This window comes from Pseudomonas cedrina subsp. cedrina (assembly GCF_001983175.1).
Taxonomy (GTDB): Bacteria; Pseudomonadota; Gammaproteobacteria; order Pseudomonadales; family Pseudomonadaceae; genus Aquipseudomonas; species Aquipseudomonas cedrina.
In genome coordinates, this window is the sequence record NZ_MNPW01000004.1 from 158420 (window position 1) to 175734 (window position 17315).

Annotated in this window: 20 protein-coding genes; 13 read left to right on the plus strand and 7 right to left on the minus strand. The window is 58.9% G+C overall.

The genetic code is table 11. The features are described from left to right. The first annotated feature begins 41 nt into the window (after positions 1-41). The 8 genes from rplM to BLL36_RS09270 all read left to right on the plus strand — a co-directional run bounded on the left by rplM (position 42) and on the right by BLL36_RS09270 (position 5836). Positions 42-470 carry a 50S ribosomal protein L13 gene (gene rplM, locus BLL36_RS09235; RefSeq protein ID WP_003171742.1) on the plus strand — a complete coding sequence of 143 codons (429 nt, stop codon included), beginning with the start codon at positions 42-44 and terminating at the stop codon, positions 468-470. A gap of 14 nt (positions 471-484) precedes the next feature. Then, positions 485-877 (plus strand): 30S ribosomal protein S9, encoded by a 393-nt coding sequence (rpsI, locus tag BLL36_RS09240; RefSeq protein WP_003171743.1) that lies wholly within the window; start codon positions 485-487, stop codon positions 875-877. A 266-nt stretch (positions 878-1143) separates the two neighbouring features. Then, positions 1144-1737, plus strand: coding sequence for a ubiquinol-cytochrome c reductase iron-sulfur subunit (petA, locus tag BLL36_RS09245; protein WP_076951146.1), 594 nt, complete (start codon positions 1144-1146; stop codon positions 1735-1737). Next, positions 1737-2948, plus strand: coding sequence for a cytochrome b (locus BLL36_RS09250; protein ID WP_003171746.1), 1212 nt, complete (start codon positions 1737-1739; stop codon positions 2946-2948). Before petA ends, BLL36_RS09250 begins: the two co-directional genes overlap by 1 nt. Next, on the plus strand, positions 2948-3724 hold the full coding sequence (locus tag BLL36_RS09255; protein ID WP_076951147.1) for a cytochrome c1: 777 nt from the start codon (positions 2948-2950) through the stop codon (positions 3722-3724). The genes BLL36_RS09250 and BLL36_RS09255 overlap by 1 nt, the downstream gene beginning before the upstream one ends. Positions 3725-3873: 149 nt before the next feature. Then, positions 3874-4491: a glutathione S-transferase N-terminal domain-containing protein gene (locus BLL36_RS09260; RefSeq protein ID WP_027604841.1), complete on the plus strand. Its 618-nt coding sequence runs from the start codon at positions 3874-3876 to the stop codon at positions 4489-4491. 17 nt (positions 4492-4508) lie between these two features. Then, positions 4509-4928: a ClpXP protease specificity-enhancing factor gene (locus tag BLL36_RS09265; protein ID WP_076951148.1), complete on the plus strand. Its 420-nt coding sequence runs from the start codon at positions 4509-4511 to the stop codon at positions 4926-4928. A 158-nt stretch (positions 4929-5086) separates the two neighbouring features. Further along, complete coding sequence (locus BLL36_RS09270) at positions 5087-5836, plus strand: FadR/GntR family transcriptional regulator (protein ID WP_076951457.1); 750 nt, start codon at positions 5087-5089, stop codon at positions 5834-5836. Between the two features lie 9 nt (positions 5837-5845). On the opposite strand, the gene BLL36_RS09275 is transcribed toward BLL36_RS09270, so the two are convergent. Next, positions 5846-6037 carry a hypothetical protein gene (locus BLL36_RS09275; RefSeq protein ID WP_076951149.1) on the minus strand — a complete coding sequence of 64 codons (192 nt, stop codon included), beginning with the start codon at positions 6035-6037 and terminating at the stop codon, positions 5846-5848. A 319-nt stretch (positions 6038-6356) separates the two neighbouring features. On the opposite strand from BLL36_RS09275, the gene kdgD reads away from it, so the two are divergent. From kdgD to garD, 4 genes are all read left to right on the plus strand, one after another. Further along, complete coding sequence (gene kdgD, locus BLL36_RS09280; protein ID WP_076951150.1) at positions 6357-7268, plus strand: 5-dehydro-4-deoxyglucarate dehydratase; 912 nt, start codon at positions 6357-6359, stop codon at positions 7266-7268. A 53-nt stretch (positions 7269-7321) separates the two neighbouring features. Next, positions 7322-8767: an aldehyde dehydrogenase family protein gene (locus BLL36_RS09285; RefSeq protein WP_076951151.1), complete on the plus strand. Its 1446-nt coding sequence runs from the start codon at positions 7322-7324 to the stop codon at positions 8765-8767. 178 nt (positions 8768-8945) lie between these two features. Continuing rightward, the gene (locus BLL36_RS09290) at positions 8946-10310 is read left to right on the plus strand and encodes an MFS transporter (protein ID WP_076951152.1); all 1365 of its coding nucleotides are present in this window, start codon (positions 8946-8948) and stop codon (positions 10308-10310) included. Between the two features lie 11 nt (positions 10311-10321). Beyond that, positions 10322-11875: a galactarate dehydratase gene (gene garD / locus BLL36_RS09295; RefSeq protein ID WP_076951153.1), complete on the plus strand. Its 1554-nt coding sequence runs from the start codon at positions 10322-10324 to the stop codon at positions 11873-11875. Here the strand turns inward: garD and BLL36_RS09300 are convergent. From BLL36_RS09300 to BLL36_RS09310, 3 genes are all read right to left on the minus strand, one after another. Continuing rightward, positions 11868-12593 (minus strand): HAD-IB family phosphatase, encoded by a 726-nt coding sequence (locus tag BLL36_RS09300; RefSeq protein WP_076951154.1) that lies wholly within the window; start codon positions 12591-12593, stop codon positions 11868-11870. The two genes, garD and BLL36_RS09300, sit on opposite strands and share 8 nt — an antisense overlap. Continuing rightward, the gene (locus tag BLL36_RS09305) at positions 12590-13354 is read right to left on the minus strand and encodes a 1-acyl-sn-glycerol-3-phosphate acyltransferase (protein WP_076951155.1); all 765 of its coding nucleotides are present in this window, start codon (positions 13352-13354) and stop codon (positions 12590-12592) included. Before BLL36_RS09305 ends, BLL36_RS09300 begins: the two co-directional genes overlap by 4 nt. 127 nt (positions 13355-13481) lie before the next feature. Next, positions 13482-14081, minus strand: a complete 600-nt coding sequence (locus BLL36_RS09310; protein ID WP_076951156.1) for a GNAT family N-acetyltransferase — start codon at positions 14079-14081, stop codon at positions 13482-13484. 306 nt (positions 14082-14387) lie between these two features. Here BLL36_RS09310 and BLL36_RS09315 point away from each other — a divergent pair, with 306 nt between their 5' ends. Further along, complete coding sequence (locus BLL36_RS09315; RefSeq protein WP_076951157.1) at positions 14388-15329, plus strand: AEC family transporter; 942 nt, start codon at positions 14388-14390, stop codon at positions 15327-15329. Positions 15330-15438: 109 nt separating this feature from the next. On the opposite strand, the gene BLL36_RS09320 is transcribed toward BLL36_RS09315, so the two are convergent. From BLL36_RS09320 to BLL36_RS09330, 3 genes are read right to left on the minus strand one after another with little or no spacing between them, the layout of a single operon-like run. Next, positions 15439-15822 (minus strand): carboxymuconolactone decarboxylase family protein, encoded by a 384-nt coding sequence (locus tag BLL36_RS09320; protein ID WP_076951158.1) that lies wholly within the window; start codon positions 15820-15822, stop codon positions 15439-15441. After that, positions 15819-16865, minus strand: a complete 1047-nt coding sequence (locus BLL36_RS09325) for a calcium/sodium antiporter (RefSeq protein ID WP_197678474.1) — start codon at positions 16863-16865, stop codon at positions 15819-15821. The genes BLL36_RS09320 and BLL36_RS09325 overlap by 4 nt, the downstream gene beginning before the upstream one ends. A 58-nt stretch (positions 16866-16923) precedes the next feature. After that, positions 16924-17295 (minus strand): septal ring lytic transglycosylase RlpA family protein, encoded by a 372-nt coding sequence (locus BLL36_RS09330; protein ID WP_076951160.1) that lies wholly within the window; start codon positions 17293-17295, stop codon positions 16924-16926. Positions 17296-17315 lie beyond the last annotated feature (20 nt).

The window sequence follows — 17315 nt, forward strand, 5'->3', positions numbered from 1 at the left end:
CGCCGTCTAATTTACAGGGCGGCCCCTGAGGCTATTAAAGAATGACAACTTTTACTGCAAAACCGGAAACAGTTCAGCGCGACTGGTTTGTCGTCGACGCCGCTGGTCAGACCCTGGGTCGTCTGGCCACTGAAGTCGCCAGCCGTCTGCGTGGCAAGCACAAGCCTGAGTACACCCCTCACGTTGACACCGGTGACTACATCGTGATCATCAACGCTGAGCAGGTACGTGTTACCGGCAACAAAGCGCAAGACAAAATGTACTACCGTCACTCCGGTTTCCCAGGCGGTATCAAGTCTTCCAACTTTGAAGGCCTGATCTCCAAGAAGCCTGAAGCCCCGATCGAAATCGCGGTCAAAGGCATGCTGCCTAAGGGCCCACTGGGTCGCGATATGTTTCGCAAGCTGAAAGTCTATGCGGGCGCTGTACACCCTCATGCTGCTCAGCAGCCCCAAGAACTGAAGTTTTAACGGAATAGTTCATTATGTCGGCGACTCAAAATTACGGCACTGGCCGTCGCAAAACCGCAACCGCACGCGTTTTCCTGCGTCCGGGCACTGGTAACATCTCGATCAACAACCGCACTCTGGACAACTTCTTCGGCCGCGAAACTGCCCGCATGGTAGTTCGTCAGCCGCTGGAACTGACCGAGACGGTTGAAAAGTTCGACATCTACGTCACTGTTATCGGTGGCGGTGTAAGTGGTCAAGCTGGCGCAATCCGCCACGGTATCACTCGCGCGCTGATGCAGTACGACGAAACCCTGCGTGGCGCTCTGCGCAAAGCTGGCTTCGTGACTCGTGATGCCCGTGAAGTTGAACGTAAGAAAGTCGGTCTGCGTAAAGCGCGTAAGCGTCCGCAGTACTCGAAGCGTTAATTCGCTTTACGTTCCACAAAAACGCCCAGCCTCCTCATGGAGCTGGGCGTTTTTTATTGCCTGCGATTTATGCATAAAAATCGCCGTGACAACTTGCCACATCCGTAGACCCCCTATACTACAAGGCCTGGGGGCTGAGCGCCGGGCAATTCCCTTGTCATACGTGGGGCTTTTCATTACCATTCGGCAAAATTTTTATAAGCAAAGATTCAATACTTAGTAGACGCCTGATTTAACAGGCCAAAAAGCTGATGGGAGAGGACTGAATGAGCAATGACGGCGTGAATGCAGGCCGGCGTCGCTTCTTGGTAGCAGCCACATCCGTGGTGGGTGCTGCAGGAGCGGTGGGGGCTGCGGTCCCGTTCGTGGGGTCATGGTTTCCCAGTGCCAAGGCGAAAGCCGCAGGTGCACCGGTGAAGGTGAATGTCAGCAAGATCGAGCCAGGCCAGCAGATGATTGCTGAATGGCGCGGCCAGCCGGTGTTCATTGTTCGTCGTACCGAGGAAATCCTGGGGAATCTCAAGAAGATCGAGGGCCAGTTGTCTGACCCCACATCCGAGAAATCCGACCAACCCGCCTACGCCAAGAACGAAGCACGTTCGATCAAGCCGGAGATCCTGCTGCTGGTCGGTCTCTGCACTCACCTGGGTTGCTCGCCTACTTTCCGCCCGGAAGTGGCCCCTGTGGATTTGGGCAAGGATTGGGTCGGCGGCTATTTCTGCCCTTGCCACGGCTCCCACTACGACCTCGCCGGCCGCGTCTACAAGTCCCAGCCTGCGCCTTTGAACTTGCCGGTTCCTCCGCACAACTACGAATCTGACGAGATCATTGTCATTGGTCTCGACAAGGAGAACGCGTGATGAGCAAGTTCATGGATTGGGTGGATGCGCGCTTCCCCGCCACTAAAATGTGGGAAGACCATCTCAGCAAATATTACGCTCCAAAAAACTTCAACTTCTTCTACTTCTTCGGCTCCCTGGCACTGCTGGTGCTGGTCAACCAGATCGTTACCGGTGTCTGGCTGACGATGAGCTACACCCCTTCGGCGGAAGAGGCGTTTGCTTCCGTCGAGTACATCATGCGTGACGTCGAGTACGGCTCGATCCTGCGCCTGCTGCACTCCACGGGCGCGTCGGCGTTCTTTATCGTCGTCTACCTGCACATGTTCCGTGGCTTGCTCTACGGCTCGTACCAGAAGCCCCGCGAACTGGTATGGGTCTTCGGCATGCTGATCTATCTGGCGCTGATGGCCGAAGCCTTCATGGGTTACCTGCTGCCATGGGGCCAGATGTCCTACTGGGGCGCCCAGGTGATCATCTCGCTGTTCGGTGCGATCCCGGTGATCGGCAATGACCTGACCCAGTGGATCCGGGGTGACTACCTGATCTCGGGCATCACCCTGAACCGCTTCTTCGCCTTGCACGTGGTGGCCTTGCCCATCGTGATTCTGGGCCTGGTGGTGTTGCACATCCTGGCGCTGCACGAAGTGGGTTCCAACAACCCGGATGGCGTGGACATCAAGAAGCATAAGGACGAAAACGGCATCCCGCTGGATGGCATTCCCTTCCACCCTTACTACACCGTCAAAGACATCGTCGGCGTAGTGGTGTTCCTGTTCGTGTTCTGCTCGATCGTGTTCTTTTTCCCGGAGATGGGCGGTTATTTCCTGGAGAAGCCCAACTTCGAACAGGCCAACGCCTTCAAGACACCCGAGCACATCGCACCGGTCTGGTACTTCACGCCGTTCTACGCGATCTTGCGGGCGATTCCCGACAAGCTCATGGGCGTAATCGCCATGGGCGCGGCCATTGCGGTGCTGTTCGTGTTGCCTTGGCTCGACCGCAGCCCGGTCAAGTCCATGCGCTACAAAGGCTGGCTGAGCAAGATCTGGCTGTGGGTGTTCTGCATTGCGTTCGTGATCCTGGGCGTGCTGGGCGTACTGGCGCCGACCCCTGAGCGGACATTGCTGTCGCAGGTCTGCACCTTCCTGTACTTCGCCTACTTCATTCTGATGCCGTTCTACACCCGGCTCGAGAAGACCAAACCGGTTCCGGAAAGGGTGACTGGCTGATGAAAAAGTTATTCGTTGCATTGATGCTTGCGGCGCTGCCGCTGCTGTCTTTCGCTGCCGAGCACGGCGCGGAGCTGGAAAAAGTCGATATCGACGTGTCGGACAAAGCCGCCATGCAGGACGGTGCACGCACCTTTGCCAACTATTGCATGGGCTGCCATAGCGCCAAGTTCCAGCGTTACGAGCGTGTGGCCGACGACCTCGGCATCCCGCATGAAATGATGCTGGAGAAACTGGTATTCACCGGCGCCAAGATCGGCGACCACATGAACATCGGCATGAAGCCTGCCGACGCCAAGACCTGGTTCGGCGCGGCACCGCCGGACTTGACCCTGGTGGCGCGTGTGCGCGGCACCGACTGGCTCTATGGCTACCTGAAATCCTTCTACGAAGACCCGGCGCGCCCCTATGGCGTGAACAACCGCGTGTTCCCGAATGTCGGCATGCCTAACGTTCTGGTCGGCCTGCAAGGCAAGCAAGTGGTAGGATGTAAGCAGATCCAGGTCGTTGAAGACGGCAAGAAGCAATACGATCCGCTGACCGGCACGCCTTTGACCCATGAAGCGTGCGATCAACTGAAGATAGAAACCCCAGGTTCGTTGACAGACGAGCAGTTCGACGCGAAGGTCAAGAACCTCGTGACCTTCCTGGCCTACTCGGCCAACCCGGTCAAACTGCAGCACCAGCGCATCGGTACCTATGTGTTGTTGTACCTGGCCTTCTTCTTCGTATTCGCCTACTTGCTCAAACGCGAATACTGGAAGGATGTGCATTGATCCAACCGTAAGCAATTGCTGTTAATCTTGCGCGCCCAGCGGCATCTCTGAATACGTAGCGATCTGGTTGTACCGGATGCTGCAGAGGTGCTCTCTGGGCGCGCTCGTTTTTGAGCTTTCGATAATTTCAACAAGCGAGGAGGACCGCCATGGGCGTGACCAACCGGTTGGCCTGTTACTCCGACCCCGCCGACCACTATTCCCACCGAGTACGCATCGTGCTCGCAGAGAAGGGTGTCAGCGCCGAGATCATCAGTGTGGAGGTGGGTCGTCACCCGCCGAAGCTGATCGAAGTGAACCCTTACGGCAGCTTGCCCACCCTGGTCGATCGTGACCTGGCGTTGTGGGAGTCAACCGTGGTGATGGAATATCTGGATGAGCGTTACCCGCATCCGCCTTTGCTGCCGGTGTACCCGGTGGCACGCGCCAACAGCCGCCTGCTGATCCATCGGATCCAGCGTGACTGGTGCGGGTTGGTGGATTTGATTCTGGATACGCGCAGCAAAGAAGCCGCACGGGTGCAGGCGCGTAAGGAATTGCGCGAAAGCCTGACCGGCGTTTCGCCGTTGTTCGCCGATAAACCTTTTTTCCTCAGTGAGGAACAAAGCTTGGTGGATTGCTGCCTATTACCGATACTCTGGCGCTTGCCGATTCTGGGTATTGAACTGCCGCGGCCGGCCAAGCCGCTGCTTGATTACATGGAGCGCCAGTTTGCGCGTGAGGCTTTCCAGGCGAGTCTGTCTGGCGTCGAACGCGATATGCGCTAAGGCTTAAGGAGCCGCTGATGAACTCCAGTCGACCTTACCTGGTCCGCGCGCTCTATGAGTGGATTGTGGACAACGATTGCACCCCGCACATGCTGGTCAATTCCGAATTTCCTGCGGTTCAGGTACCGCAGGGTTTTGCCAGTGACGGGCAGATTGTATTGAACGTATCGCCCAGCGCCGTGCGCCACCTGCACATGGACAACGAAGCGGTAAGCTTCGAAGGGCGTTTCGGCGGTGTGCCGCACACCCTGTACGTGCCAATTGGCGCTATCCTCGGCATTTACGCCCGGGAAAACGGCCAGGGCATGGTGTTCGATCTGGAGTCACCTTTCGAGGATGACGAAACGGTCGAAAGTACAGACGGCGACGATCTGCCGCCGCCGGACTCCGAGCCACCGCGTCCCAGCGGCCGGCCGAGCCTGAAAGTGGTGAAATAACCGGCGTTCTCCTCGGAGCGGGCCAAAAAAATGCCTCGACCTGTGTCGGGGTATTTTTTTGCGCGCAGGATATGCATGAAAGTCGTGCCTGGACGGTGATCGTACAACAGCCATGGGCTATGATGCGTGCTCAAGTTCGCCGAGAAAAATGGATCACCATGGATAACGCCGCCACCGCCCCTCGTCTTCCCCGCAAGCGCCGCAGCCTTGCCCAGGAATTGGTCACGGTGTTGTCCGAACAGATCCGCGACGGCCAGCTCAAGCGTGGCGACAAACTGCCCACCGAGTCGGCGATCATGGAGGCCCATGGGGTCAGCCGAACCGTGGTGCGTGAAGCCATCTCACGCTTGCAGGCGGCGGGGCAGGTGGAGACGCGGCACGGTATCGGCACCTTTGTGCTGGATACGCCAAGCCCAAGCGGTTTCCGCATCGATCCGGCCACGGTGGTGACCTTGCGGGATGTGCTGGCGATTCTGGAATTGCGGATCAGCCTGGAAGTGGAGTCCGCCGGTTTGGCCGCCTTGCGCCGCAGTGACGAACAACTGGCCGCCATGCGTGCAGCACTCGATGCCCTGAATGAAAGCGCGGCGCACGCAGGCGATGCGGTGGCCTCCGACTTTGCGTTCCACCTGGAAATTGCACTGTCCACCGGCAACCGCTACTTCACCGACATCATGACCCATCTGGGCACCAGCATTATTCCGCGCACCCGCCTGAATTCGGCGCGCCTGGCCCATGATGACCAGCAGCACTACATGGGGCGCCTGAGCCGCGAGCACGAAGAAATTTATGAGGCGATTGCGCGCCAAGATTCGGATGCGGCGCGGGCGGCGATGCGGCTGCATTTGACAAATAGTCGGGAGAGGCTGCGCCATGCCCATGAAGAGGCGGAGGCGCAGCGCTCCTAGAAAAGCTTGTCAGGCTGGATCCAGTTCGAACTCAACACCGGTGACCACATCGTTCTCTGAGTAAAACGTTTTTTTCGTGACGACAAAAAGATGCCCATCTTGGTTGATGTGGTCGCCTTTATTGGGCAGCTCGCTGATGTCGACGTTTGAGGTGCTGTTCTTGTTGGGGCTTTTGAATTTGGCCGCGATTTTAGTCGCCATGATTTAACCTCATTGAGCAGGAAGAAATGTGAGTAAGTACCCGCACGCCTAGTGCGGGCCCAGTCACGTTAGGTCGGCCGCAAATGTGGCGATACTGTCAGAATTCACAGTCCTGACGAACGGCTTAACAGGTCCGCATGTTCCCGCTCGTTCTCCCGACGGATTTCCAGGCTCATACAGACACGACTCAACACCCCCCAAAAGTGAAGACTGACGATTTGCAGTTGACGAATCTTTTTATAGTTGTACGATGACGTACGACATCATCAAACCAACAATAACCTTTCGACAGAAAGTCTTTACCCAGGGTGTTCGAATAATGAATCCACAAGAACTGAAGTCCATCCTTTCCCACGGTCTGCTGTCTTTCCCCGTGACCGATTTCAATGCCCAAGGTGATTTTCACCAGGCGGGCTACATCAAGCGCCTGGAATGGCTGGCCCCGTATGGCGCCACCGCCTTGTTCGCTGCCGGCGGCACCGGTGAGTTTTTCTCCCTCGCCGCCAGCGAATACTCCCAGGTGGTGAAAACCGCCGTCGATACCTGCGCCACCAGCGTGCCGATCCTGGCCGGCGTGGGCGGTGCGACCCGCCAGGCTATCGAGTATGCCCAGGAAGCCGAGCGCCTCGGTGCCAAGGGCCTGCTGTTGCTGCCGCACTACCTGACCGAAGCCAGCCAGGACGGCGTTGCCGCCCATGTTGAAGCCGTGTGCAAGTCGGTCAAGATCGGCGTTGTGGTCTACAACCGCAACGTTTGCCGCCTGACCGCGCCGCTGCTGGAACGCCTGGCCGAGCGCTGCCCGAACCTGATCGGCTACAAGGATGGCCTGGGTGATATCGAGTTGATGGTGTCGATCCGCCGTCGCCTCGGCGACCGTTTCAGCTACCTTGGCGGCCTGCCGACCGCAGAGGTTTACGCCGCTGCCTACAAGGCCTTGGGCGTGCCGGTGTATTCCTCGGCGGTGTTCAACTTCATCCCGAAAACCGCGATGGACTTCTACCACGCGATCGCTCGCGAAGATCACGCCACCGTCGGCAAGATCATCGATGACTTCTTCCTGCCGTACCTGGACATTCGTAACCGCAAGGCCGGGTACGCCGTGAGCATCGTCAAAGCCGGTGCGAAAATCGCAGGTTATGACGCCGGCCCCGTGCGTACGCCGCTGACCGACCTGCTGCCGGAAGAATACGAAGCCCTGGCCGCGCTGATCGACAAGCAAGGCCCGCAATAACTATCTATAAGGCCGCTGAGCAATCAGCGGCCTTTTGCGTCAGGAGAAGATTCGTGTCCCAAGCCCAACGTTTTGAAAACTACATCAACGGCCAATGGGTGGCCGGTGCCGACTACTGCGTCAACCTCAACCCGTCGGAGTTGTCCGATGTCATTGGCGAGTACGCCAAGGCGGATGTTGCTCAGGTCAATGCTGCCATCGACGCTGCGCGTGCCGCATTCCCGGCCTGGTCCACCTCCGGGATCCAGGCGCGTCACGATGCCTTGGATAAAGTCGGCAGTGAAATCCTCGCGCGCCGCGAAGAACTCGGCACCCTGCTGGCCCGTGAAGAAGGCAAGACCCTGCCCGAAGCCATCGGCGAAGTGACCCGCGCCGGTAACATCTTCAAGTTCTTCGCCGGTGAATGCCTGCGCCTGTCGGGCGACTATGTGCCGTCGGTACGTCCGGGCGTCAACGTCGAAGTCACCCGTGAAGCCCTGGGCGTGGTCGGTTTGATCACCCCGTGGAACTTCCCTATCGCCATTCCCGCGTGGAAGATCGCCCCGGCCCTGGCCTACGGCAACTGTGTGGTGATCAAGCCGGCTGAACTGGTGCCTGGCTGCGCCTGGGCCCTGGCGGAAATCATTTCCCGCGCCGGCTTCCCGGCCGGTGTGTTCAACCTGGTGATGGGCAGCGGTCGCGTGGTCGGCGATGTGCTGGTCAACAGCCCGAAGGTCGATGGCATCAGCTTTACCGGTTCCGTCGGTGTCGGTCGCCAGATCGCCGTCAGCTGCGTGTCGCGCCAGGCCAAAGTGCAGTTGGAGATGGGCGGCAAGAATCCGCAGATCATCCTCGACGACGCCGACCTCAAGCAGGCTGTCGAGCTGTCCGTACAGAGCGCGTTCTACTCCACCGGCCAGCGTTGCACCGCCTCCAGCCGCCTGATCGTCACCGCCGGTATCCACGACCAGTTTGTCGCGGCCATGGCTGAGCGCATGAAGTCGATCAAGGTCGGCCACGCGCTCAAAAGCGGCACCGACATCGGCCCGGTGGTTTCCCAGGCCCAGTTGGACCAGGACATGAAGTACATCGAGATCGGCCAAGGCGAAGGCGCGCGGCTGGTCAGCGGTGGCGGCCTGGTGACGTGCGACACCGAGGGCTACTACCTGGCGCCGACGCTGTTTGCCGACAGCGAAGCCGAGATGCGCATCAGCCGCGAAGAAATCTTCGGCCCGGTGGCCAACGTCGTGCGCGTGGCGGACTACGAGGCGGCGCTGGCCATGGCCAATGACACCGAGTTCGGCTTGTCGGCGGGTATCGCCACCACGTCGCTCAAGTACGCCAACCACTTCAAGCGCCACTCCCAGGCCGGGATGGTGATGGTCAACCTGCCCACCGCCGGCGTGGATTATCACGTGCCGTTCGGTGGCCGCAAGGGCTCCTCCTACGGCTCGCGTGAGCAAGGTCGCTATGCGCAAGAGTTCTATACCGTGGTGAAGACCAGCTACATCGGCTCGTAGTACCCGTTTCACTGTAGGAGCGAGCTTGCTCGCGAAGAACGTCAACGATTACGCGAGCATTCAGGATGCCCGCAGTGCTTGTGAGTTTTTCGCGAGCAAGCTCGCTCCTACAGGGGGGGGCACCCAGCAAGACATAAACATTACCCGCAAAAAAAATAATTAGTGGGAGTACTTCTACATGCAAGCGACCAAGCCGACCCATGTCCGCTATTTGATCCTGCTCATGCTTTTTCTGGTGACCACGATCAACTACGCCGACCGGGCTACTATCGCCATCGCGGGCTCCAGCCTGCAAAAAGACCTCGGCATCGACGCGGTCACCCTCGGTTATATCTTCTCCGCATTCGGTTGGGCCTACGTGGCCGGGCAAATTCCCGGTGGCTGGCTGCTGGACCGCTTCGGCTCGAAAAAAGTCTATGCCCTGAGCATCTTCACCTGGTCCCTGTTCACCGTGCTGCAAGGCTATGTGGGTGAATTCGGTATCTCCACCGCCGTGGTTGCGCTGTTCATGCTGCGCTTCATGGTGGGCCTGGCCGAAGCGCCTTCCTTCCCAGGTAACGCACGCATCGTGGCGGCCTGGTTTCCTACCGCCGAGCGCGGCACGGCATCGGCGATCTTCAACTCGGCGCAGTACTTCGCCACCGTGTTGTTCGCACCGTTGATGGGCTGGATCGTCTACCGCTTCGGCTGGCAGCACGTGTTTATCGTGATGGGCGTGATCGGTATCGTGTTTTCGCTGATCTGGCTGAAAGTGATCCACAGCCCGCGCCAGCATCCGATGATCAACGAGGCCGAGTTCAATCACATCGCCGCCAATGGCGCGATGGTCGACATGGACCAGGACAAGGGCAAGGATAAGAAAACCGACGGTCCGAAGTGGGATTACATCCGTCAGTTGCTGACCAACCGCATGATGCTCGGCGTTTACCTGGGCCAGTACTGCATCAACGGCATCACGTATTTCTTCCTGACCTGGTTCCCGGTGTACCTGGTGCAGGACCGTGGCATGACCATCCTCAAGGCCGGCTTCATCGCTTCGCTGCCGGCGATCTGCGGCTTTATCGGCGGGGTGCTCGGCGGTGTGATCTCCGACTATCTGCTGCGCAAGGGGCATTCGCTGACCTTCGCGCGCAAGGCGCCGATCATCGCTGGCCTGCTGGTTTCCAGCAGCATTATTGCGTGTAACTACGTCGACGTTGAATGGATGGTAGTGGGCTTCATGGCGTTGGCCTTCTTCGGCAAAGGCGTTGGCGCACTGGGTTGGGCGGTGGTGTCCGACACGTCGCCAAAACAAATCGCCGGTCTCAGTGGCGGCCTGTTCAACACCTTCGGTAACCTGGCTTCGATCACCACGCCAATCGTGATCGGCTACATCATCAGCACCACCGGCTCGTTCAAGTGGGCCTTGGTATTCGTCGGCGCCAACGCGCTGGTGGCGGTGTTCAGCTACCTGGTCATCGTCGGCCCGATCAAGCGTGTAGTACTCAAAGAGCCGCCAAGCAAGGGGCCAGAGTTGAGCAACCTAACCGAAGCGCATTCCTGAGAGGCACCGTGATGCAGTTGATTGAACATGCCGACTCGCCGCGCTCGATTCGTTTGCACGAGCGCGACAATGTGGTGATCGTGGTCAATGACCAGGGCGTGCCGGCCGGGACCGAGTTCCCGGACGGCCTGGTGACCGTGGATTTCATCCCCCAGAGTCATAAGGTGACCCTGGAAGATATCCCCGAGGGTGGTGAGATTATTCGCTACGGCCAGACCATCGGTTATGCCCTGGCGCCGATTCCGCGCGGCAGTTGGGTACAGGAAGACCAGTTGCGCATGCCCACCGCGCCGCCGCTGGACAGCTTGCCGCTGTCCACCGAAGTGCCGCAGGCCCAGGCGCCGCTGGAAGGGTTCACGTTCGAGGGTTACCGTAATGCCGACGGCACGGTTGGCACGCGCAATATCCTCGGCATCACCACCACGGTGCAGTGTGTGACCGGCGTGCTCGACCATGCGGTCAAGCGCATCAAGGACGAGTTGCTGCCCAAATACCCGCACGTCGATGACGTGGTGGCGTTGACCCACAGCTACGGTTGCGGGGTCGCGATCACTGCGACGGATGCCTACATCCCGATCCGCACCGTGCGCAACCTGGCTCGCAACCCGAACCTGGGCGGCGAAGCGCTGGTGATCAGCCTGGGCTGCGAGAAATTGCAGGCCGGGCAGGTGATGCATGACAACGACAACTCGGTCGACCTGAGCGAGCCGTGGTTGTACCGGTTGCAGGACTCCAGCCACGGCTTTACCGAAATGATCGAGCAGATCATGGAACTGGCCGAGGTGCGCTTGAAGAAGCTCGATCAGCGCCGCCGCGAGACCGTGCCGGCGTCCGAGCTGATCCTTGGCATGCAGTGCGGCGGCAGTGATGCGTTCTCCGGCATCACCGCCAACCCGGCGCTGGGTTATGCCTCGGACTTGCTGCTGCGAGCCGGGGCGACGGTGATGTTCTCCGAAGTCACCGAAGTGCGTGACGCCATCTACTTGCTGACTTCTCGCGCAGAGACGAAGGAAGTTGCCGAAGAGTTGGTGCGGGAAATGGACTGGTACGACCGTTACCTGGCCAAGGGCGAGGCCGATCGCAGCGCCAACACCACGCCGGGCAACAAGAAGGGCGGGTTGTCGAACATCGTCGAGAAGTCCCTGGGCTCCATCGTCAAGTCCGGCAGCAGCGCGATCAACGGCGTACTGGGCCCCGGCGAGCGCTTCAAGGGCAAGGGCCTGATTTTCTGCGCGACACCGGCCAGTGACTTTGTGTGCGGCACCTTGCAACTGGCGGCGGGGATGAACTTGCATGTGTTCACCACCGGGCGTGGCACGCCGTACGGGCTGGCGATGGCGCCAGTGGTGAAGGTGTCGACGCGCACTGAACTGGCGCAACGCTGGCCGGACCTCATCGATATCGACGCCGGGCGCATCGCCACCGGGCGTGCGAGCATCGAGGAACTGGGCTGGGAGTTGTTCCACTTCTACCTGGACGTAGCCAGCGGCAGGAAGCAGACGTGGGCGGAGCATCACAAGCTGCATAACGACATCACCTTGTTCAACCCCGCGCCAATCACCTAGGCCTGTCGTCACGCCAGGAACGCTCGTTCATCAATGTCTGGATGTGAGCGTGAACCTGCCTGGGAGTGTCAGCTCGAAGGATATGCCCGGACATCTCGGGCATTGGTTGCTTCGTGTAATAGTCAGCACAAACAAAACCGTCCACCCAACCGTTGGCATACACCTGATAGTCGGAGCTGGCATCTCCGACTATCAGGGCTCGACCCGTCAGCCGACCTTCCTTGCGCCACTGCTGCACGATTCTGCTCTTGCCTCTGCCGGGGTTTATCAGCGGCGACGGCCTGGGGCACATTGCTCGCGAACCGGCCCAGAAAAGACGGTTGGCGATGACATTTTGGGCTTCGATATTCAGTGAGCGAGCAATGGGGGCGATGCACTCTGCGTAGCCTCCCGAGAGGATGTAAAGGTGCGTGCCCTCTCGTTGCAGGTTGTGCATTGTCTGCTCCAGGGAGGGGTCGAGGCTGCCAATGATCGTGTCGACGTAACGCTGAATATGATGTTTGCGGATATACGGGATCATCTTCATCACAGACAGTATTTCCCAGAGGCTGGCCTTGCCCGAAAAAGCCTTGGCCGTGATGAGTTGCAGTTGCTCCAGCATTGGCTGGGCATTCGGACGTTCACCAATGGCCGACTTGACGATCTCCAGCGTGCTTTCGTGGTTTACCAGGGTCTGGTCGAAGTCGAAAATGACGTGCGTATCGCGGGGCGTTGTCATCGGTGTGCCTGCGCATCTATTCGGCGGTAGTGGTGTTTGTCTTCTCGTGTCCACCGCGTTGCAGCGATGCCCAGGTGTTCGGCGATGCGTGCTTGTATCAGGTCGGAAAATGCTTGGCCGCTTTGGTCTTCCTTGCGTTCGACCTGCTCCAGATAGGTCATTTCGGCGATCATCCAAGGCATGGCCAGCAGGCGCAGGAAGCACGCCAGCCCTGAGGCGTGAAGGGGGCTTGCGACCAGGCCAAAGGGGAGAATCAGGCGTCCAGCCAGTGGTACCACAGGCAATCCGCGGCTCAGCAGCCCGGGGCGGAAGCGATACAAACCACGGCCATTGTTAATAGTTGCTTCGGGATTGGTGTAAAGGGCGGTGCCTTGGCGGCTGGTTCGCAGGTTACGAAGATTGAGCGAAAACGTCTTCTTATCTGCACCGTTCCAGAAGTGACCGCCCGCGCATTTGATCAAAAGGAATGCAGTGAGGCTGATAACCTTGTTGTAGCCGCTGGAGGCCACAAGTGTTGCGCCAGGCATTGCCAGTATGGCGAACGGATCAATAACGCTTACGTGATTGGCGGCCACCACACAACCATCGGTAAGTGTTGCGATTTGTCGCGTTGTAAGTGCGCATCTGATCCTGAGGCCTATTATCCAGAGAATACCTCGGTACATGACGCGCTTGACGGAAAGTGGAAGCGGCCAGGCGATAAGGCTCAGCACAACTATCAGGAAGATGCGAAGGACGGCCAGGGTATAGCCGAAGGGCATGTAAAGTTTCCTGAGGAAACTGGGGTAAGTCCACGTTTCTCGACTACATAGGTCCGCTACGGACTGCAAGGGGCGATCTGGAGCCGGTTGGGTTTTCAAGGGACCGAATACTCAGTGATGGTTTTCGTTAAGCTGACTTGGCGTGTTCAGGTTTTTTCATTCGGCGCGAGAACCGTGTGATGCGTTCAAGATTCGCAGGCGTTATTTCCTGGAATCGCTCACGTGTAAGATCAATTTTCAGGTGGGGACCGTAAGCGGTATCAATCACTTCTCCCGCGACCTCTGGCATATGCAGAAATGCTCTGTTCATTTCCAGCGCACGGTAGTGATTGATATTGGTAAGTGTGTAGATCTGCTCAAACCCCAAGTATTGAAAACCGTATTCGAGTGCCAAGTGAATCGCAATAAAGGGGTAGGGTGTGCCCCAGTACTTTTTCAGGAAGCGGTTGCCGAAGTTGACGCCATAGTCTTTTTTTGCAAATCCTGCATAACCAATGAATGGTCCTTCCAGACCCAGGCTCACAGCCCAGCGTGACCAGTTCTGTTCGGTAAGCTCTTTTGTGAATATTGAAATCTCATTGGCGGCGGCTTCCCTTCCCCGCGTAGTGCCTGCCGAAATGAACTTCATCGTTTCAGGGTCACCGAGCAGATCGGTGTAGCCCTCAATGTCCTGATCGTCCCAGCTCCTGATATGCACGTTGTGCAATTGACTGAAGGATCTACGCATAGTCACCCCTTGTGTTTCGAACACATGATGGTTCGCTGCTGGATTATTAAAATGTTACAGGGGGGATTTTCAGGGGGGATGTCGATGAAACAGAGGCGTAGATTCTTATCGGTGTGTAGGAGCTCGTGTAGAGTTTTGTGGGATGGGCTGAGCTTAGCCAAGAACCCTGAGTTACATCCTACAAATGAATCCAGTTCCCTGTTTTGGTTTTTATTTGCAGACCTATTGTTAAATGAAATGTCAGCCGCGCACCCCAGTGCTCTATTATTACGGCTCCCTGATAACAGGACTCAAGGCTGATACAGCATGCTCGCCATTTTCCTTACGACGCTCACCATCACCGCGCCGGTGTTCGCGATGCTGTTCCTCGGTGTGCTGCTCAAGCGCATCAACTGGATCAACGACAACTTCATTCATACGGCATCGTCCCTGGTGTTCAACGTCACCATGCCGGCGTTGCTGTTTTTGGGCATCCTGCATGCCGACCTGCATTCGGCGCTCAAGCCGGGCCTGCTGATCTACTTTTCCATCGCCACGCTGGTGAGTTTTGCCCTGGCCTGGGGCTGGGCGATTTTTCGCTGCAAGCGCGAAGACCGGGGCATCTACACCCAGGGCGCGTTTCGCGGCAATAATGGCGTGATCGGCCTTGCACTGGCTGCCAGCATGTATGGCGACTACGGTATTTCCCTCGGCGCGATCCTCGCGGCGCTGGTGATTCTGTTCTACAACACGCTATCGACTATCGTGCTGGCGGTGTACAGCCCGGTGATCAAGTCCGATCCGTGGAGCATCTTCAAGAGTGTGGTGGCCAATCCGCTGATCATCAGCGTGTTTCTGGCGGCGCCGTTCGCCTATTTTCAGATCGGCCTGCCGGGCTGGCTGGAAAAATCCATGCAGTACCTCGCCGACACCACCTTGCCGCTGGCATTGATCTGTATTGGCGGCACGTTGTCCCTGGCGGCGCTACGCAAGAGCGGCAAGATGGCGCTGAGCGCGAGCCTGATGAAGATGGTCTGGTTGCCGGTGGTCGCCACGGTGGGCGCTTGGCTGCTAGGGTTCCGTGGGCCGGAGCTGGGGATTCTGTTCCTATATTTCGGTGCGCCGACGGCCGCAGCCAGCTTTGTGATGGCCAGGGCGGCCGAAGGGAATCATGAGCTGGCGGCGGCGATTATTGTGATCACCACGCTGATGGCGGCGGTGACCACCAATATTGGGATCTTCGTGTTGCAGGCCGGTGGCTGGATCTGAGATTTTCAGCGCCCTCAAGGGCCAATCGCAGGCAAGCCAGCTCCCACATTCAGAGTTGTGAACACATTCAAGTGTGGGAGCTGGCTTGCCTGCGATAGCTACCTGACAGTCACTGCAGTTCTGCCTGATACGCCTCAATCACTTCCTGCGCCGCCCGAAACGCATCAATCGCCGCCGGCACGCCCGCATATACCGCGCAATGCAGCAGTGCTTCGCGAATCTCCTCCACCGTACATCCATTGTTCAACGCGCCGCGCACGTGCCCCTTCAGCTCCTGCGGGCACTTGAGCGCGGTCAGGGCGGCGAGGGTGATCAGGCTGCGGGTCTTCAGCGGCAAGCCTTCGCGGTTCCATACGCTGCCCCAGGCATGCTCATTGACGAAATCCTGCAGCGGCTGGGTGAATTCGGTGGCATTGCCCAGGGCGCGGTCGACGAACACATCGCCCATGACTTGGCGACGCATTTCAACCCCGGGCTTTTTCTGATCGGTCATTGCGATTCCCTCTTGTGTTGACGGCGCCAGGCTCGCAGCGTGCTGAACAACAGGAAAGCCACCAGCACTGGCAGTACGTAATACAGCATCAGCTGTTCAAGCTTGTTGGCCAGCGGCATGCCGGTGGTGAAAGCCATCACGTGCAGCCCGTACGCCAGATACAGGCCCAGCAGCACCAGGCCTTCGGCGCGGGTCATGCGGTAGCCGGTGTAGAACACCGGCAGGCACAGCAGTACCACGCCAAGCATCACCGGCAGGTCGAAATCCAGCGCGTTGGGCGAGACCGAGAGTGGCGAGGGCGCAAGCAGCGCGGTCAGTCCCAATACGCCAAGCAGGTTGAACAGGTTGCTGCCGATCACGTTGCCCACGGCAATTTCCCGCTGGCCGCGCAGGGCGGCGATCAACGACGTGGCGAGGCACGGCAGCGACGTGCCGACGCCGATCAGCGTCAGGCCGATCACGCGCTCCGACAGGCCCAGATCGCTCGCCACATCGACCGCCGCGCCCAGCAGCAAATGCCCGGCCAGCACCAGGATCAGCAACCCGCCGAGCATCAGCAGCACGCTGCTCAACCAGGGCGCCCGGGCCACCGTGTCCAGCGTGCGTGGGCGCCGGGAATGGCGAGTCTGGTAGTGCAGCACGCCGAGGTAGGCGACCAAGGCAACCAGCAGCAACAGGCCGTCGACCGGGGTGAGCTCTTCATTGGCGGCAAGAATGAACACCAGCAACCCGGCGAGGATCATCACCGGAATATCCAGGCGCACCAGTTGCCGCGAGACCCGCAGCGGAATGATCAACGCCGACAGGCCCAGCGTTACCAGGATGTTGAAGATGCTGCTGCCGATCACGCTGCCCACGGCGATATCGGTATTGCCGGCCAGGGTGGCCTGCAGGCTGACAGTCATCTGCGGGGCGCTGCTGCCGAAGGCGACGATCGTCAGCCCGATGATCAGCGGCCGCACCTTGAGGCTCGCGGCCAGACGCACGGCGGCGCGCACCAGGATTTCGGCGCCGACGATCAGCAGCAAAAGGCCGCCGGCCAGTTCCAGCAGGCTCCAGGGGGAGAGGGCGGTCAGTCCGAAAATGGCCAGGGCTCCATTGTCAGTTACTCATGGCTTGTACGCGCACGCGTGCCGTACCGCTGCCGATCATACCCAGCTGCTCGGCGGCCTTGCGTGAAAGATCGATCAGGCGCCCACGGGTATGCGGGCCGCGATCATTGATGCGCACCACCACGGATTTGTCGTTGTTCAGGTTGGTGACCTTGACCTGGGTGCCAAAGGGCAAGCGCCGATGGGCGGCGGTCAAGGCGTTCTGGTTGAAGGGTTCACCACTGGCGGTACGTTTGCCATGGTGTCTGGCGCCGTAATAGGAGGCGGTGCCGGTTTCATCGTAGCCGTTGGGGTCGATGACACCGCTGGCGCAGCCGGTCAGCAGGGCGAACAGGGCCAAAAGGCCAAGTAGATGCTTCATGTTCAAGGTGCCCCATAACA

What these genes read in the sequence shown, in the direction of transcription:
- petA (WP_076951146.1), top strand. Translation starts at nt 1,144, where the DNA reads ATGAGCAATGACGGCGTGAATGCAGGCCGGCGTCGCTTCTTGGTAGCA.
- BLL36_RS09305 (WP_076951155.1), bottom strand. Translation starts at nt 13,354, where the DNA reads ATGCCCTTCGGCTATACCCTGGCCGTCCTTCGCATCTTCCTGATAGTT.
- BLL36_RS09330 (WP_076951160.1), bottom strand. Translation starts at nt 17,295, where the DNA reads ATGAAGCATCTACTTGGCCTTTTGGCCCTGTTCGCCCTGCTGACCGGC.
- kdgD (WP_076951150.1), top strand. Translation starts at nt 6,357, where the DNA reads ATGAATCCACAAGAACTGAAGTCCATCCTTTCCCACGGTCTGCTGTCT.
- BLL36_RS09255 (WP_076951147.1), top strand. Translation starts at nt 2,948, where the DNA reads ATGAAAAAGTTATTCGTTGCATTGATGCTTGCGGCGCTGCCGCTGCTG.
- BLL36_RS09250 (WP_003171746.1), top strand. Translation starts at nt 1,737, where the DNA reads ATGAGCAAGTTCATGGATTGGGTGGATGCGCGCTTCCCCGCCACTAAA.
- BLL36_RS09270 (WP_076951457.1), top strand. Translation starts at nt 5,087, where the DNA reads ATGGATAACGCCGCCACCGCCCCTCGTCTTCCCCGCAAGCGCCGCAGC.
- BLL36_RS09265 (WP_076951148.1), top strand. Translation starts at nt 4,509, where the DNA reads ATGAACTCCAGTCGACCTTACCTGGTCCGCGCGCTCTATGAGTGGATT.
- rplM (WP_003171742.1), top strand. Translation starts at nt 42, where the DNA reads ATGACAACTTTTACTGCAAAACCGGAAACAGTTCAGCGCGACTGGTTT.
- BLL36_RS09315 (WP_076951157.1), top strand. Translation starts at nt 14,388, where the DNA reads ATGCTCGCCATTTTCCTTACGACGCTCACCATCACCGCGCCGGTGTTC.
- BLL36_RS09260 (WP_027604841.1), top strand. Translation starts at nt 3,874, where the DNA reads ATGGGCGTGACCAACCGGTTGGCCTGTTACTCCGACCCCGCCGACCAC.
- BLL36_RS09275 (WP_076951149.1), bottom strand. Translation starts at nt 6,037, where the DNA reads ATGGCGACTAAAATCGCGGCCAAATTCAAAAGCCCCAACAAGAACAGC.
- rpsI (WP_003171743.1), top strand. Translation starts at nt 485, where the DNA reads ATGTCGGCGACTCAAAATTACGGCACTGGCCGTCGCAAAACCGCAACC.
- garD (WP_076951153.1), top strand. Translation starts at nt 10,322, where the DNA reads ATGCAGTTGATTGAACATGCCGACTCGCCGCGCTCGATTCGTTTGCAC.
- BLL36_RS09290 (WP_076951152.1), top strand. Translation starts at nt 8,946, where the DNA reads ATGCAAGCGACCAAGCCGACCCATGTCCGCTATTTGATCCTGCTCATG.
- BLL36_RS09310 (WP_076951156.1), bottom strand. Translation starts at nt 14,081, where the DNA reads ATGCGTAGATCCTTCAGTCAATTGCACAACGTGCATATCAGGAGCTGG.
- BLL36_RS09320 (WP_076951158.1), bottom strand. Translation starts at nt 15,822, where the DNA reads ATGACCGATCAGAAAAAGCCCGGGGTTGAAATGCGTCGCCAAGTCATG.
- BLL36_RS09300 (WP_076951154.1), bottom strand. Translation starts at nt 12,593, where the DNA reads ATGACAACGCCCCGCGATACGCACGTCATTTTCGACTTCGACCAGACC.